The sequence below is a fragment of the Streptosporangium minutum genome, assembly GCF_002149035.1.
In the GTDB taxonomy this organism is placed as follows: domain Bacteria; phylum Actinomycetota; class Actinomycetes; order Streptosporangiales; family Streptosporangiaceae; genus Streptosporangium; species Streptosporangium minutum.
Genome location: NZ_NGFP01000229.1, coordinates 1 through 15,306 on the forward strand (window position 1 = coordinate 1; position 15,306 = coordinate 15,306).

Consider the following 15,306-nt stretch of genomic DNA (forward strand, 5'->3'; position numbering starts at 1 on the left):
CTCCTCCCCCAACCCTGGCCCGGCGCCCACGCCCGCCGGCTCACGGCCGCCTGCTGGACTGCGCTCGCCGAGGCCGACACCCACGCCACCACCGGGACCCCTGTCCCACGCCTGTTCGTCCAATACGAGGACCTACTCGCATCGATCCCCGAGCGCCTTACCTGACAACACGGCCGGCCCGGTCAACAGACGCCACCGGCCACCTCCGGCCCGACGAGCCACGCATCCTGCAGGTCGTCGGCGAAGGCCTTGCGCTGCGGAGTGGTCCAGGCGTCGGCGCCGGAGCGCCAGGCGTTGACGAGCGGAACCATGTGGTCGATGTCGATGCCGCCGGCCGAGGTGACGGTGCGGTCGTCGTACTCGGAGTGCCAACTGCCCGAGGTGGGGTGCTGGGACCATCCGGCTGAAATTGAACGTTAAGCCTCCGATTGAAGGTCAAGGTGGGTAGAGCGCCGCCGTGTCCGGTGACCAGCCGTGCTCATGATGTGGCGAATGGGCCTATATGTAGATCATGGGGTGGATGCCACCGGTACTCTCGGAGAGAGATCACCGCTCATGGCGGGCTACACCACGAGGAGCCAGGTGAGCGACAGCGCGGCCACCGATTCCACCGATCAGTCCGCTGAGGCGACCGCGTCTGTGGCGCCGTATGAGCCGGTCCGCGTCCTGCCGACCCGCCCGGATGGCTGGCCCAACTGGCTGGGCCGCAGGCCGATCAGCTCAGCTGACCGCGACAAGATCCTGGGCGATCTGCGTGCCGATCAGGATGAGCAGAACGCCGTGGAGCGCCGTGACAGTCTCCAGCGCGCGCCTCTGTTCTCCTGCCTGACGATCGAGGGCTTCGGCAGCCAAGACGATCTCCGCAAGGTCATCCGACTGCGCGCCAGTATCAACGCGGCGTGCCGTGTGGCCGCTGGTGACCGGCGGACCAGCTACCACGCCACTGATGAGCGGATCACGATCGGGATCGCCGGACCCGACGCCCGTGAGCGCATCGCCGGCCTGCGCCAGCAGCTCGCCCGGATGAGCCGCAACCGAGGGTGGACGATCACCGAGGAGTTGCGCTGACTTGTCGCCGGTCAGCGGGGCCGACGGCGGGCGAGCGGGTCGTTGTCGGCGGTGAGGCGGGCGGAGGTCTCCTCGCCGAGCCGGACGTAGTGCCCAAGAGTGGCCAGGTGCTTGTGGCGGCTTTTAGCCTGCAACTCCGGGGCGCTCCTGCCGCCGGCGGCCAGACCGGAGATGTGGTCGAAGGCGTCGAACATGCCGGTGTGACCGTGCACCTCCAGCAACAGCTCGGGGTAGTCGATACGCGGCAGCATCGCCTTCACCGCCTCATGCGCCGCCTCATACGCTTCCGGCAGCGGCGCGGCCTCCAGCTTCGCCAGGTTCAGCTTCCCGCCCTTGATCGTGATGGCCGGGTTGGCCTCCAGCCCGTCGGCCAGGCCCCGGTACACCTCATCCAGGTCGACCGCGAGTTTGCGCAAGTGGGCGTCCGGGTCGGCCTCCAGGCCGAGCGCGGTCAAGATGCTGGGCGCGTGCACGCTCCACAGGGCATCTGAGATGAGCTTGGCTCGCGGGTTACCCGACTTGTCCGCGCCGACCGCGTACACGTCCTTGCTGCGCAGCGCCGACCACAGCGCCTCCAGCACGCAGAAGGTGTAAGCATGCCGGTCGATCTGCCTGTCGCCCAGGTCTGGGTTGTCAAACACCAGCCGCCGCGACCCCGGCACCAGCTTCTGATGCGCCTCGATGTGCCCGACACTCGCGTGCTTGCCGTAGGCCAACACCCGGGGCAGCCCCCGCAACGTCGCGATCACCGGCGCGCCGGCCTCGGTGCCGCCCCACGGGATCGTGTCGGCGAGCAGTTCACGAACCCGCGCACTGAGGCGAACCGGTTGGTCAGTTCGGCCCGCCACTCCAGATCGGCATCGTCTTGTTCGGCCGGAAGAAACTCCTTGATCACCGCGAGCGCGGCCTCCAGCTGCTCGATCGGCACCACCTGCGCGATCCGCGCGATCACCTCCGGCGCCGTCGTCACCCGCACCACCGGCTCCACCCCCGACTGTGACCCGTCCTGGGCCTGCGCGGACCTGTCCGGCTGGGTCATCGGGGTGTCCAGCGCCGCCCGCAGCGCCGATTCGGCCTGCAGCGCGGCCTTACGCAGCCGGGGCAGCGACTTCAGCTTCGCCTTCTCCTCATCGCGGCCCGCCCGCGCCAGCAGCTTCGTCGCCATCAACAGATCGAACAGCAGCAACGCGTCGTCGACCGAGACGCCCTCCAGATGCCGCATGGTCGCCAACAGCGTCGCGACTCGACGGGTGCCCTTGAGCCGCTCGATCTTCGGGGCCTTGGCGTGCATGCCGTAGGCGGCCAGCTCCGCCAGCTTCACCGGCGCGACCCCGCCGGCATCGACCGCTCCCGCGCCGAACGCCCACACCGTTGAGGACCGACCCAAGGCCTCCTTCATCCCTGTCCCCGACACGTTCACCACCGCGGTGCGCATCCATTCCAGCGGCGAGACCTTCTTACTTACCGTGGGGCACCACCAGGGTGGCCAGCAGCTCTCGCCGCATCTCAGGCGGCGTCTGCTCCACGAGATGGTCGTTGATCGCCACCAGCCGCTCGGCCCGTACGCCTGCGGCCAACGGCGCCAGTGTGGTGATCCCCGGCAGCAGCACGCGGCCCTCGATCAACCACAGCACCGCCCGATCGAACAGCTCCCGCCGCGAATCCCGAGTCTGCGCCGCCCGCGAGGCCACGAACGTGCGGAGCTCCGCCTCAGCCTCGGCAAACTCCCGGTACCCCAGCAGAGCGCGGATCTCGCGCGCGTGCTCATGCTGGGTCGGCAACCGCTCCCGGTAGTGCTTGATACAGGAGGGGTCCGCCACACCCAGCTGCTCGGCCACGTACTCCACCGCGACGTGCGGCACATCTCCCGCATCGGACAGGAACGTGCCCAGCATCCGCACCGTGCCCCACTGCACCGCGAAGCCCAGGCGGTTGTGATCGCGTCGCTTCTTCGCCACCTCGGCCAACGCCGCGGCATCCAGATAGAAAAACCGTTCCAGGTCCCCCGGCGACGGATCGGCCAAGAACCGCCGATACCGCGCCTGCTGCTCCTCAGATAAGTATTCAAACGACACAAACCGTGACCGTAAGAGATCAACGATCACCTACCAGTCAGTACACCAAAACCGAGATCAAAACCGCAATCACACCATCACATCGCCCCTTGGCCTGCGGCGGGAGGCTTAGCGGTCAATTTCAGCCGGATGGTCCCAGGGCCCCGAGGTGGCGCGGCACCGGTCGTCGCGCTGGACATCCTGACCGTCACGGACAAGGGCAACCTCGCGGGTGTCACAGCTGTTGCCTTGGCCGGATTGGCTTGCCCAGTGCGGGATCTTGTCGCGGCTGTAGCCGGTCATCGGCCGTGGCTCGGCGACGGTCAGGTCGGCCAGGGCGGTGCGGGCAAGGGCCGCGGTGATCGGAGCCGGTATTCCGGCGGGGGCGAGCTGGACGGGCACGGCGAGGGGCGCGCTGGGCAGGGATGGGGTGGCGCCGACGGGGGTGGTGAAGACCAGGGTCAGGGGCAGCGCCTGTTCACCTGCCCTGTGATCGTCCGCAGGCAGACATGACGACGTCCCCGCCCTGCGCGGGTGGGGACGTCACGTGCGGCTCAGCTCACGCCGTACCCGCCGCACGAGCGGCAGGGGCGGAGGCGTTCGAGCGCGGCTTCCGCGTCGAACACGTGCCCGTTCGGGCATCGCCACATGCGGCTGTCTGCGGCGGTGGGCTCCCCGTCCTCCGAGCACATGGGGCATTGCTGGTGAGCCGCGCGGACGCGGGCGTAGGCCAGCGCCTCCGCCATCTGCTGGGACGACCCGCCGTCCAACTCCACCCGCTTGCCGCTGACCGTAACTGCGACGAATCCGAACAGCTCGGCCAGGCGCGGCGGCAGCACCGCCACCGTCGTGCCGTCGAGCCGGTTCTCCCACCGCTCGCCGCGCAGGATGCCGCGCGGGTCCGCGAGCGTGTAGTCGTCATAGCTGTCCGGCTCCGCCCGTTCAGACTTGACTCGGGCCAGAGCCCGGCACCCGACGATCCGCTCTTCCGTGCCTTTCTGGGTGCGGACCTGGAGGTCTGGGTAGACGACGTCGTTGCGGCCGATCGCCTGCTCAGCCGTGGCGCGGGAGACGACGTACACGACGCCGTCGCGGGGCTGCGGCAGGCCGGTGATGTCTCCGAATACCGACCTCGGCCACCAGCACCTGCACAGGCTCCCCGTCCGGGCCGGTCAAGGTGATGGTGCCGGCGTCGGCCCGGGTCTCAGCGCAGCGGGCCATAGGTCCGACGGCCGGCCAGGAGGCGATGACGCCTACGGTGGGGTCGGCCCGCGAGTCCGACAGGGGGACCCGCAAAATTCATTCGGTCGCGTTGAAGGCGGGGCGAAGTTCGGCCCAGGCCCATGCGCCGAGCGTCGTGTCGGTCGTGGTGACCGGGGTACGCGGCTGCTCGGGCACGAACCGCTCACGCAGCCCGGTCGACATACCCACAACGGCCTCGACCTGCGCCTCCGACATGCCAAAACCCGCCAGCGTGGCGCGCATGACGTCGTCCTCGACGCGGTGGGCGGCGACCGGGCGGCCCAGGACGCCGCCGACCACGGCCAGGGCGTCGTCCCATGACAGGTCCTGTGGCCCGTGTACGGCCTGCACGCTCCGCCTCGACCGGTCGGCGCGGAGCAGCAGGGATGCGCCCACCGTGGCGATGTCGGCTGGCGCGACCCAGGAGAACGGCTCGTCGGCGGACCGGAGCACTGCCACGGCGCCCGATCGGATGGCGTCCAGTTCGTACAGCAGGTTGCTGTAGAAGTAGCCGCATCGCAGGTGCGTGACGGCCAGGCCGAGGTCCGCGGCGGCGACCCGGTCCAGCATCTCCTCGACGCGGGCCAGCCCGTCGATCTCACCGGCGCCCCGGCGCAGCTCCGCGCCCACGCTGCTCTGCAGGACGGTGTGCGGGACGCGGGCGGCGGCGACCGCCGTGGCCACGGCCTCGCCGACCGTGGCATAAGCCGCAACAGGGTCATCCGACTCGCCGGGCGGCACGACCAGGTACAGCGCGTCCACGCCGCGAATGGCCTCGGTGACCGCGGCGGCGTCGCGCAGGTCCACCTCCCGGGTGTCCACCAGGTCGTCCCAGCTCGTACGGGCCCGCTCGGGATGACGGCTCAGCAGGCGCGGCCGGAGGCCGGCGCGGACCAGGTGCCCGACCAGGAAGCGGCCGACATGGCCTGATGGTGCGGTGACAGCGATCTCCACGACCTCGACCGTACGGGGAGATGCGGCCGGATCCTGTCCGCGATTGTCGCCATACTGAAGTTGTGACCGATTCCACTCCTGCCGGCGGCGACCCCGCCGGGCGCACCCTCCGGCTGCTGGAGTTGCTGGCCGCCCGGCCTAGCTGATCGGCCTTCGAACTCGCCGGGCGCCTTGAGGTCAGTTCCCGCACCCTACGCCGCGACATCGCCCGCCTGCAGGACCTGGGCTACACGATCGAGAGTCGGCCGGGGCCCGGCGGCCACTACGCGCTGCGTCCCGGGCATCGGGTGCCGCCGCTGCTCTTCCAGGATGACGAGGTCATGGCCCTGGTGGCGACCCTGCGCATGGCCGAGAGAATCCTCGCCGGGGACGCCTCCCAGCGGGCACTGGCCAAGTTGTCGCAGGTGTTGCCGCAGCGGCTGCGTACCGTGCTGGACGACGCCGCCGCGGGCAGCGAGAACGCCGATGGCCGGGGCGCGGGCGTGGATCCGGCGACGCTGGCGGTGCTGCTTCGCGCGGCCGGGCAGGACCTCGTGCTGGGGTTCCGCTACCGCGATCAGCACGAGGCCGTCACCCGGCGGCGGGTGGAGGCGGTGCGGTGTCTCTATGCCCGCGGGCACTGGTACGTCCTCGCGTACGACCTCGACGCCGCCGACCGGCGGGTGTTCCGCCTCGACCGCGTACGAGAGCCCGCGGCCGGGCAACCGGGCTCCGGCGATCGCCGCCGACCGGCCGAGGACCTCGCAGCCTGGCTCGCCACGGACTTCGGGCGTCACGCTCCTTCATAGGTGGCTGTTGTGAGCGCCTGCCCGGCGGTGCTGCTCGACTGGACGCTCTTGCGCCGCTGGTCACGGACGACGGCGACCCCCGTGCGGAAGAGAGAAAGGCAAGGGCTCGTGACCAGCGGGAACCCCGTTAACGCCGGATTCCGTTGCAAATCTCTCTGCCCCCTGAGTCCTCCACCACGGTGGGGGTGTCCGCGGTGTACAGGGTGACGGCGTGCGGGGTGAGGTTGATCAACACGATGCTCTCCGAGGGATGGCTGATACCCGGCCGGAGGTTCCGGCCTGGGATCCCTCGAAGGGGCGATGAGCAGTGCTTGGTCTTTCTACCTACTACTGATTCTCAATGGATTGAGACAAAGGATCATGAAATCATTTATCGTCATTAGTCTCTTTTGGCGGGTCAGGTGGCCGCATCGGGTTCCTGGCTGCGGCACACGATCGTGCTGGCACCCTCGTTCAAGCGCTCCAGGCGCTCAGGGCCGATGAACGCACCGATGGCGGCCAGGGCTTGGTATTTGCCCGGCTTTCCGGCTTCCCGCCATGCCGTTTTCACGGCGTCTTCCCCTTGTTTGGCGGCGTATTGGTCGATGGCCTGCCGGGACACGACCCGATGGCCGCGGCTTCGGTGATCTCGCCGGAAGTGGCCCCGGCCTTCATGGCGGCCAGATGGGTGGCGCGAAGCGGAATGGCTCGCTGTTCCAGAGCACCGGCGGCTTGACGGCGGGCTGCGCCGAGCTGCGGGACTCTGGTGAGGTCGCCCACACTCCCCCGCTCTACTAGATGCCTATTTGGCAAGTAGTAGAGCATTTCAGTGCGGGTCTACAACGAGTAGAGCGAATTTGTTTGAACCCCACGGCAAGACCCCTGTGCGCGTCTTTCGGAACACGCACAGGGATCGTTGGCCTTGCTCAGCCCTTGTAGTTGAAGACTTGCCGCAGCGTGTGCTGCACGGCGACGAGGTCCTTCTGGTCCTCCATCACGGCGTCGATGTCCTTGTACGCCTCGGGATGCTCGTCGACCAGGGCACCCGCACGGTCGGCGTTCCACGTCCGGCCGCCCATCGCCTCGGCGAGGGAAGCGGCGGTGAGCTTCCTACGGGCCTCGGTACGGGACATGCGGCGGCCGGCGCCGTGGGAGCAGGAGTTGTAGGAGGCCGGGTTGCCCAGACCGGTCACGATGTAGGAGCGGGTGCCCATCGACCCGGGGATGACTCCCTCATCGCCGTCGGCGGCCTTGATGGCACCCTTGCGGGTGATCCACACATCGCGGCCGTGGTGACGTTCCTGCTGGGTGAAGTTGTGATGGCAGTTGATCGTCCGCAGCGCGGAGCCTTGGCCGACAACCTCGACCAGGGAGGCCACCAAGACCTCGGCCATGCGCGCCCGAGACGCCATGGCGTACCGCTGGGCCCACAGCATGTCCTCGATGTAGGCGGTGAACTGCGGGGTGCCCTGCACGAGGTAGGCCAGGTCGGGATCTTCCAGGGTGATGAAGTACTGCTTCATCAGCTTCTTGGCCTCGCCGATGTGCTTGGTGGCGAGCTGGTTGCCGATGCCCCGCGACCCGGAGTGCAGCACGGTCCAGACGTGGTCGCGCTCGTCCAGGCACACCTCGACGAAGTGGTTACCGGAGCCGAGCGTGCCGAACTGGGCGGCCGTCGTGGTCTCCTGCTTACCGGTCAGGGAGGTGTGCGGGCGGCCAAGCGCGTCGAGCGCGCCGTCCACGCGAGGGTCGTCGTGGCCTTGGCCGACGCCGGCCGGGATGCGCTGCTCGATGAGCGGCATCAACGCGGCCAGGCTGTCAGGCAGGTCCGCGGCGGTCAGGTCGGTCTCGGTGGCGACCATCCCGCAGCCGATGTCGACTCCCACGGCGGAGGGGATGATCGCGCCCTGGGTGGGGATGACGGAGCCGACCGTGGCGCCCATGCCGACGTGTGCGTCGGGCATCAGCGCGACGTGGGAAGGGATGAAGGGCAGGCGGGCGGCGCGGGCGGCCTGTTCGACCGTGCCGGGCTCGATGTCACTGGCCCACGAGAGGAGGCCGGGTGCTACCTGCTGAGGCATGAGGGGCGCCTTCCTGCTTAGTGATCTTCTTACAGGTTATGGACTGACCAATGGTGGCCGCCACCCAGTTAATTGAGCGGCTGCGGGCCGGGAGATGTCATGCGGCTGACCCTCGCGAGCGGCCCCGAAAGGGCTGCGTGCCACCACGTAATGGAGGGGGACCTGCACCGCAACCGGATCGCTGCCCCTCTCACCTCTGCCCGTGTCGAGTGTGGTGGGCGACGAGTCCGCCATCACCTCTGTCCTGTGGTGACCCAGGTGGCGCCGAGCCCGATGCGCAGGGTGCGCATGACCAGGTGGATCCCACCGTCGGTGCGGGCGGCGGGGATGATGTAGTCCTGCGGGGATGGGTGAGAAGAAAGCCGCCCCGCCTGGTGGGGGCGGTGGGGCGGCCGTTCTGCGGAGCGCGGCCAAGCGGAGATGGCGATGCAGCCATGGCGGCCACGGCCCGTCGTAGGCGGGTCACGCTCCCCCGGGTAAAGCCTTGAGAACGGGCTGCAGAGACAAGCGCCCACAACTACGCAGGGGGTGCCGCCGGTCAGGTCGCCGCGGGCGTTTCAGCCCGACCCGTCTCATCTCCTGAGGCGAAGATGGTGGTGTGACAGCATCCTCCGGGCCACGCTCCCGTTCCGAGATTCGTGACTACCTCGTCGACCGGCTCAACCATGCACTTCGCCGTCCTGAAATGTTCGGCGGGGAGACGGCTCTGCTTCTGCTGCTCGATCACCTCGTATATGCCGAGCGCCAGGACGAGGCGTGGGCCGAGGAGCGGCAGGCGATGGAGTCTCGCGGGGCCTTTACCCCGACCGGCGTGACGGGAGCGTTCAGAGCTTTGGTACCAGGTGCCTACCAATGCGGCGTGGCGTCGGTCTATGCGGAGTTCGTCCGCGCTCGCGGGTGGCTGCAAGCAGACAGGGTGCTGACGGCCGACGAGCATGAGTCCATGCGCCAGAAGCTGAGCACCTGGGTTGCCCAGGACCGCGTGCTCAGCGAGGTGCTGGAGACCTTCGGCCCGCCTTCGGTGCTCTTCGGCGGCAACAACCCCCTCTACGGCAAGACGCTCGGCTACCTGACCGATCAGGCGAAGGAGCCGATGCTCTTCTTCCACCTCTGGAACGGAACCGACCCCGAAGCCGAGTCGACCTGGCCGCCGATCTACGACGAGCCCGTCCTTCTCGCCGTCCGCTACGGAACGGGACCGTTCAGGGACACCTTCACCTTCACTCCGGAAGGACACAAGCGCCGCCCTGAGGCTGGATGACCTACGGCCAGAACTTCCGTCGACAGGCCGTGCAGGTAGAGCAGCGGCAGCACCTCGATGATCCTGGGAATCTTGCGCGCCCAGGGCGGCAGGATCGCCGAGAAGAACCGCTTGTGCAGGGCCGGCATCGTCGCTCGTCCTCCACGGTGGCGCCCGACACGGCATCTCGCCCATGCCACTGTCCGTAACCGCCTCGGTTGCCTCGATGCCGGTGATGCGGGGGGATGTTACGCCGTGTTCTCCTGGCCGGGGGGTGCCTGCGGGTTAGAACAGGAACGGACCCCATATGACCGGCGAAATCATCTGATCAGCGGCTTGCCCACGATCAGGGCCATCTGCCAGGTCCGTGATCCCCCTCGAGACATCCGCATCCGATTCTTCTTGAAGGGGATCAGTCGTTGCACCGTATAGCGCTGATCGCACTGCTTACGATCACCACTCTCTCCGCCCCGGTCACCTCGTCGGCACCGGCCTTCGCCTCGATGGCGGCCGGCTGCGATGCGAGCACGCTGCTGGCCCGGCCGCCGTTCGCGCCCACCGACCTCGGCCTGCTGAACACGTAGTCCTACCCGCAGGGGCTGCCGATGCGGTCCCGTCCCGCACCGCCCCGGGAGGTAACCACCCGAGAATTGACCGACCAGCTCACCGCCACGCTCAAGCCGCGCGGCCGCGTCGCGCTCGCCGACGGGCTGGCCGTCTTCTCCGACCAGCAGATCACCGCCATAGTGCCGGATCCGAATCTGCGTGCCGCCCTCGCCTCACTCGTCGGCTCCCCTGCTCAGGGCAGCGTCCAGGCGATCCGCGATTGCGTCTTTTCCCGCGTGGTCTTCGGCACCCCACCCGATCCGGGCGCGACTGCCGAGGTCATCGGCGGGGACGCCTCCGACCCGCGGGCCATACATTGTGTTCAACCAGCGATACCGCTACGAAGACTTCCGGCTCCTCGGTGCCGTCTCCTCGCACGAAACACTGCATCAAGATCGATATCTTGACGCGAATGAAGAGCTTGTCAACACGACGGCCCAAGGCGCGGGGGGCGTCCACGCGCCGGACAGCAGCAGGGCTCCCGGGAGCCGGCCGGCGAGCGCGACGCCGAGGCAGATCACGGTGACGCGGCGCAGCGGGGTCCGGTGCCGCTCGGGCTCGTCCAGGACGCGGCGGCGAGCCGCCCAGATGCCCAGCATCATGCCCGGCACGATGTCGATCGTGCCCAGGACGGTCTTCACCGGCCACGTCTGGAGACCGGACAGCAGGTGGGAGCCGAGGTCGGCCGGCATGATCCCGGCCCCCGCGATGTCCACGGCGCCGGCGAAGGCCAGCAGGATCGGCCCGGAGGTCATGAGCACCGCCGGGAGGAGCGTCAGGGCGGCCGTCCAGCACAACACCGAGTCCCGAGCCCGCACCAGCGGAACGAGCACCAGCAACGTCAGCCCGTACACCGCGATGATGTCCAGCGGCACGAGCACTCCGTGCACGAAGCCGATGACGATCAGCCATCGCCCCCGGCGCCGCAAGAGCCTCCTGAGCGAGCCCCACTCCCCGCCCGCCACCTGATGCCGGTACGCGAACTGGCCCAGCGCGTAGCCGAACATCAACACGAACATCGGCCGGGCCTGGTTGTGGGCGAGCAGATGATCGAGGAACGCGGCCACACCGTTGAGCACCCCGAAGGCCGTGCCGGTGACGAACACCGGTGCGTGCGCCACCGCGATCGCCAGCAACATCACGCCTCGGGCCAGGTCCGGCGCCAGGGACCGGCCGGTCACCGTCGTGACGGTCACGGCCTTCACCCGACCCGCTGCAGGGCACGCTCACGGCGTGCCGCCACCGTCGAGCCGGACTCCCCGCGTGCCATCCGCCGCAGCACGACCGGCGCCACGAGCAGGCCGAACACCGCCCAGGCACCCAGCACTCCGGCGGTCTCCAGGTGCCGCCACGACTCGCCGATCTCGACGGCGACCGCCGCGTCCGGCAACAGGACCGACCGCATGCCGAGTCCCATCCAGTAGATCGGGAAGACCTGGGCGATCCACTGCAACCACTCGGGCAGCGAGGTGATCGGGTAGAAGATGCCGGAGATCCCGATCAAGGCGAGGAACGGCAGCTGGACCAGCCCCTGAGCACGAGCGGTGGTGAACACCGAGCCCAGCACCGCGCCGATCGGCAGGGTCGCGATCAGGCCGAGCACCAGCACCCAGGCCAGGCCGGGCCAGGAGCCCGGGCCGATCCGCAGGCCCTCGACGAGGAGCACGGCGGGCACGAGGAAGATCACCAGGTCGGCCAGCAGGCCGCCGGACACCGAGATCACCTTGCCGATCAGGTAGGCGGGCATCCCGTGCGGGGTCGCCTTGGCACGCAGCAGCGTGCCGTCCTCGCGGTCGGCGGTGAGCTGCTGGCTCATGCCGATCATGCCGGTCGCGGCGTTCATGCCGAGAATGCCAGGTAAAGCCAGGGCGCCGAGCAGGAGAGCGCCGACCGACAGGTCCCGGATGAAGAACAGCGTGGCCACCATCAGCGCGGGCCACAGGAAGTGGGAGAACAGCTCGGCACCGTTGGTGAACGACTGCCGCAGCTCGATCAGGCCCCGGGACCAGCCCGCGCGCAGTACGGTCGCGTTCACCGGGCCACTCCCTCGGCCTCGCGCACCAGCGCCAGGTACGTCTGCTCCAGCGAGGCCCGGTGGACCTCAAGCTCCTGGACGTCGTCGCCGTAGCGGGCGAACAGCTCGCGGGCGAATGTGGTCGAGTCGGGCGTCCTGTCGACGTACCGCCGCCCGTCGCGCACCCAGCGCACCTCGTCCTCACCGGCGATCCGCCGCGCCAGTTCGGCGGCGGTGCCGTCGGCGACGATCCGGCCGCCGTTCAGCACGAGGATGCGGTCGGCCAGCTTCTCGGCCTCGTCCAGGTCGTGTGTGGTGAGCAGGACGGTGGTCTCGCGGGCGTCGGCCAGGTCGCGTACGAGATCGTGGAAGTCGGACCGGGCCTGCGGGTCGAAGCCGGTGGTCGGCTCGTCGAGGAACAGCATCTCGGGGCGCCCCACGAGGCCGATCGCCACGTCGAGCCTGCGCCGCTGGCCGCCCGACAGTGTCTTGAGCTTCTTGCCGGCGTGCTCGGTCAGGCCGACCCTCTCGATCAGCTCGTCGGGGTCCCAGGGCCGCCGGATTCCGGGGACGGCGTAGGGCGCGTAGTAGGTGCCGAGGTGGGCGAGGAACTCGCGTACCCGCCATTTACCGTGGTCGCGCCAGGATTGCAGCACGATCCCGAGCCTGGCCCGCCACTGCTCGTCGCCGTGGGTGGGATCGGCGCCGAGCACCGAGACCCGGCCCTGCGACCGGATGCGGAAGCCCTCCAGGATCTCGATCGTGGTGGTCTTGCCAGCGCCGTTCGGCCCCAGCAAGGCCACAACCTCGCCGTGGCGGGCCTGGAACGTGACGTCGTGCAGGACGTCGAGCGAGCCGTAGCGCATGCGCAGCTCGTCGACGTCGAGAACAATGCCATTGCTTTCCGTCATGAGATGACCTCTCTTGGTGATCGGATGACCTCGTGCCGGAGCGCATGCCGACGGAAGCCCGGCGCGAGGGCATGGCGCATCGCGGCCCGAACCGGGGCCGGAGCGTGGGGACAGGGGCGCTGGTTACCAGCTTTCGTGCGCGAGCGTCTCCTCGACGCGATCCATCAGGCCGGCCCGGTCGACGCCGGCCAGGGCGAGCGCGCGCGGCACGGTGCCGACACCGGCGCTCAGGACGCCGAGCAGCAGATGGGCGGGACGCAGGTCCTTCTTGCCCTTGGCGGCGGCGAAGCCGCGTTCGAGCGCGAGCCGGGCGGAGGCGCCGGGCTCCGGGTGATCCTTGGGGTCACGGAAGGGCTTCGGAAGGTCATAGGAGGCGAGGGACACCCCGACCGCGTCGAGGCTGTGCTCGAACTCCCGGTCCAGCGCATCCCTGATGGCCTGCCGCCCGAGCCCCGCCGCCGTCAGCACGCGGTACGCGGCGGTGCCCTCGACGGCGGCGATGGCCAGCAGGAGGTGGTGGGCCTCGGTGGCGGCAGAGCCTTCCTCCCGCGCCTCGGCCGCCCCCCGCACGATGATGTCGTTGATGTAGTGGTCGATCGCGCTCACTGTCGTCTCCTCAGCGTCACGCCGGCGGCGATGAGCCGCTTGGCGTGCTTCTTGTGGACCGCCTGGCGGGTGACGCCGAGCCCCTCGGCGACCTCCGGCCAGCTCCACCCGGCGCGCATGGCCTGCTCCACGGCGGCGTCCTCCAGCTGGTCGGCCAGGCGCCGCAGCGCCGCGACCGCCGCGAGCGCGTCGGCGGGCCCTTGGGGTACGGGTACGTGTTCTGCCAGCATATAAGCAACCGTAGTTGACTATTTCTCGATAGTCAACTGTGGTTGCTTAAGTTCCCGAGGCCCGGGTGAGCGCGCCGTCGTGGGGCGATCACGGCGGCGGTCGGCGGCTTGGACAGAGGCGGGGACCGCGGGTGGCGTACTGATGCGTCTCGATCAGCCGAAACGTGCGCCGCAGCCGGGCGGCGATTGCGCTCTCACAGCGCCGGACGGTGGGGGCGTTCACCTCGCCGGGGCAGGACGCCTCGACGCCTTTGCGGTGAATTTATGCCTCCCAGAAACACAGGAGCGAAGCCGGCACCAAGCGGATGGCTAGGCTGCCACCGGCTTTCCCGCCGCCAACGGCCTCGTCCCTGTTCACGCACCACGCCTGTGAGGAGCCTCACATCATGAGCCCGAACCGCGCCGCCCGGCTGCGGCGCCCTGTGCCCGCAGCGGTGACAGCGCTCGCCCTGGTGCTCGGGCCCGGTGCTCCCGCAGCCCCGGCCACCGCCTCCACCACCGCAGCGCCGGCGGTCATCGCCTGGCGCGCCGACAACCTGGCGATCACCGTGCCCAACACGGCGAACATCGGCAGCGGTGTGGCGGGCAGTACGCTCAGCGACACGCTGGGCACGGTGACCGTGGTCGACTCCCGGCCCGGGGTGCCCCCCTGGACGGCGACCGTCTCCTCCACCGACTTCACCACCAGCGGATCACCGGTGCAGACCATCACCAAGGCCAACGTCGCCTACTGGTCCGGCCCGGCCACCGTCTCCACCGGCGGCGGCACCCGGATCGCCGGGCAGCCCACCGCCGACCAGAAAGTCGTCCTGACCGTGCCGAGAACCGCCTTCAGCGCCCGTAAGGGAACGTTCACCACCACCACGAGCTGGGTGCCGACGCTCGTGGTGACCCTCCCTTCCACCGCCGCCGCCGGTTTCTACACCGGCACCATCACCCATTCGGTCGCCTGACCGCTCACCCAAAGCAGTGGCGAAAGAGACGCCGACCACCGTGACCTGTGTGCCCGCGCAGGCCAGCCGTCGGTAGCTGTGCCCGCATCCGTCACGACGACGTTTTCGGTGACGGCTTCGCGCAGCGGCTTTCGCGAGCAGGACGCGCCGCGGGTCCACCAGGCCCGACCGCTCCCCGCAGACCGGCCGGGCAATTGCCAGCAGTCACCATGGGATCACCAAAAGACACCAAATGCCCTTGTCGGACAGTTGCCGACATCCGATCGCCGACCACGATGGCATCACGCAGACCGGCCCAGGCAGGGCGAGCGTTCGACGAAGGAGACAGCAGTGTCCGAAAGCCGTCTGGGCATCTCATTGACAGGCGCCGCCGCCCTGGTGGCGGCCATGGTGGTGGTGGCCCTGCCCGCGCAGGCCGGCACCTGCCCCGCCTCCACCACCTGCCCCACCACGGTGACCTTCACCRTGACCGCCCCCGGCGGGCTGACGATCACCGTTCCCGACGGTCCGGTCAACCTCGGCAGCGGCGCGCCGGGCACCCAGATCAGCGGGCAGCTCGGCCCGGTCACGGTCTCCGACC

At 69.3% G+C, this 15,306-nt stretch carries 19 protein-coding genes and 2 pseudogenes; 7 read left to right on the forward strand and 14 right to left on the reverse strand.

Annotation, left to right across the window (positions count from 1 at the left end; genetic code table 11):
* Window positions 1–182 precede the first annotated feature (182 nt).
* Window positions 183–311 carry a hypothetical protein gene (locus CA984_RS48900; protein WP_278249085.1) on the reverse strand — a complete coding sequence of 43 codons (129 nt, stop codon included), beginning with the start codon at window positions 309–311 and terminating at the stop codon, window positions 183–185.
* 271 nt (window positions 312–582) lie between these two features.
* Here CA984_RS48900 and CA984_RS34555 point away from each other — a divergent pair, with 271 nt between their 5' ends.
* Window positions 583–1,068: a hypothetical protein gene (locus CA984_RS34555; protein WP_133061860.1), complete on the forward strand. Its 486-nt coding sequence runs from the start codon at window positions 583–585 to the stop codon at window positions 1,066–1,068.
* 11 nt (window positions 1,069–1,079) lie between these two features.
* On the opposite strand, the gene CA984_RS47400 is transcribed toward CA984_RS34555, so the two are convergent.
* From CA984_RS47400 to CA984_RS34585, 6 genes are all read right to left on the reverse strand, one after another.
* Entirely contained in the window at window positions 1,080–1,817 is a 738-nt protein-coding gene (locus CA984_RS47400) for a hypothetical protein (protein WP_086577633.1), read from the reverse strand.
* Window positions 1,814–2,503, reverse strand: coding sequence for a hypothetical protein (locus tag CA984_RS34565; protein ID WP_133061861.1), 690 nt, complete (start codon window positions 2,501–2,503; stop codon window positions 1,814–1,816). Before CA984_RS34565 ends, CA984_RS47400 begins: the two co-directional genes overlap by 4 nt.
* Window positions 2,504–2,525: 22 nt before the next feature.
* On the reverse strand, window positions 2,526–3,173 hold the full coding sequence (locus CA984_RS34570; protein ID WP_086577635.1) for a DUF4158 domain-containing protein: 648 nt from the start codon (window positions 3,171–3,173) through the stop codon (window positions 2,526–2,528).
* Between the two features lie 78 nt (window positions 3,174–3,251).
* Entirely contained in the window at window positions 3,252–3,524 is a 273-nt protein-coding gene (locus CA984_RS47405) for a hypothetical protein (protein WP_207621147.1), read from the reverse strand.
* A gap of 152 nt (window positions 3,525–3,676) precedes the next feature.
* On the reverse strand, window positions 3,677–4,204 hold the full coding sequence (locus CA984_RS34580) for a hypothetical protein (protein WP_086577636.1): 528 nt from the start codon (window positions 4,202–4,204) through the stop codon (window positions 3,677–3,679).
* A 217-nt stretch (window positions 4,205–4,421) separates the two neighbouring features.
* A complete protein-coding gene (locus CA984_RS34585; protein WP_086577637.1) occupies window positions 4,422–5,318 on the reverse strand; it encodes an NAD(P)H-binding protein in 897 nt (298 codons plus the stop codon).
* A gap of 158 nt (window positions 5,319–5,476) precedes the next feature.
* Between CA984_RS34585 and CA984_RS49420 the strand changes: the two are divergent.
* Both CA984_RS49420 and CA984_RS34595 read left to right on the forward strand, forming a co-directional pair.
* Window positions 5,477–5,563 (forward strand): annotated as a pseudogene (locus CA984_RS49420) (HTH domain-containing protein); the annotation flags it as partial.
* A 42-nt stretch (window positions 5,564–5,605) separates the two neighbouring features.
* Entirely contained in the window at window positions 5,606–6,106 is a 501-nt protein-coding gene (locus tag CA984_RS34595; RefSeq protein ID WP_086577638.1) for a helix-turn-helix transcriptional regulator, read from the forward strand.
* Window positions 6,107–6,503: 397 nt separating this feature from the next.
* Here CA984_RS34595 and CA984_RS45650 read toward each other — a convergent pair whose 3' ends face one another.
* On the reverse strand, window positions 6,504–6,707 hold the full coding sequence (locus CA984_RS45650) for a hypothetical protein (protein ID WP_133061862.1): 204 nt from the start codon (window positions 6,705–6,707) through the stop codon (window positions 6,504–6,506).
* A gap of 304 nt (window positions 6,708–7,011) precedes the next feature.
* A complete protein-coding gene (locus CA984_RS34600) occupies window positions 7,012–8,166 on the reverse strand; it encodes an RtcB family protein (protein ID WP_086577639.1) in 1,155 nt (384 codons plus the stop codon).
* A gap of 598 nt (window positions 8,167–8,764) precedes the next feature.
* Here CA984_RS34600 and CA984_RS34605 point away from each other — a divergent pair.
* Entirely contained in the window at window positions 8,765–9,427 is a 663-nt protein-coding gene (locus CA984_RS34605; protein ID WP_086577640.1) for a hypothetical protein, read from the forward strand.
* A 398-nt stretch (window positions 9,428–9,825) separates the two neighbouring features.
* Window positions 9,826–9,990: a hypothetical protein gene (locus CA984_RS46630; RefSeq protein ID WP_165781524.1), complete on the forward strand. Its 165-nt coding sequence runs from the start codon at window positions 9,826–9,828 to the stop codon at window positions 9,988–9,990.
* A 411-nt stretch (window positions 9,991–10,401) separates the two neighbouring features.
* Here CA984_RS46630 and CA984_RS34615 read toward each other — a convergent pair whose 3' ends face one another.
* The 5 genes from CA984_RS34615 to CA984_RS34635 form a co-directional block, all read right to left on the reverse strand.
* Window positions 10,402–11,208, reverse strand: coding sequence for a DUF418 domain-containing protein (locus CA984_RS34615; RefSeq protein WP_133061863.1), 807 nt, complete (start codon window positions 11,206–11,208; stop codon window positions 10,402–10,404).
* Window positions 11,209–11,213: 5 nt separating this feature from the next.
* The gene (locus CA984_RS34620) at window positions 11,214–12,047 is read right to left on the reverse strand and encodes an ABC transporter permease (protein ID WP_086577643.1); all 834 of its coding nucleotides are present in this window, start codon (window positions 12,045–12,047) and stop codon (window positions 11,214–11,216) included.
* Complete coding sequence (locus CA984_RS34625; protein WP_086577644.1) at window positions 12,044–12,937, reverse strand: ABC transporter ATP-binding protein; 894 nt, start codon at window positions 12,935–12,937, stop codon at window positions 12,044–12,046. Before CA984_RS34625 ends, CA984_RS34620 begins: the two co-directional genes overlap by 4 nt.
* A gap of 123 nt (window positions 12,938–13,060) precedes the next feature.
* Window positions 13,061–13,543, reverse strand: a complete 483-nt coding sequence (locus CA984_RS34630) for a Clp protease N-terminal domain-containing protein (RefSeq protein WP_086577645.1) — start codon at window positions 13,541–13,543, stop codon at window positions 13,061–13,063.
* Window positions 13,540–13,773, reverse strand: coding sequence for a hypothetical protein (locus tag CA984_RS34635; RefSeq protein WP_086577646.1), 234 nt, complete (start codon window positions 13,771–13,773; stop codon window positions 13,540–13,542). Before CA984_RS34635 ends, CA984_RS34630 begins: the two co-directional genes overlap by 4 nt.
* A 386-nt stretch (window positions 13,774–14,159) precedes the next feature.
* Between CA984_RS34635 and CA984_RS34640 the strand changes: the two genes are divergently transcribed.
* Together CA984_RS34640 and CA984_RS34645 are read left to right on the forward strand one after the other, a co-directional pair.
* Window positions 14,160–14,726 (forward strand): hypothetical protein, encoded by a 567-nt coding sequence (locus tag CA984_RS34640; RefSeq protein WP_086577647.1) that lies wholly within the window; start codon window positions 14,160–14,162, stop codon window positions 14,724–14,726.
* A gap of 330 nt (window positions 14,727–15,056) precedes the next feature.
* Window positions 15,057–15,306: pseudogene (locus CA984_RS34645) on the forward strand (hypothetical protein); the annotation flags it as partial.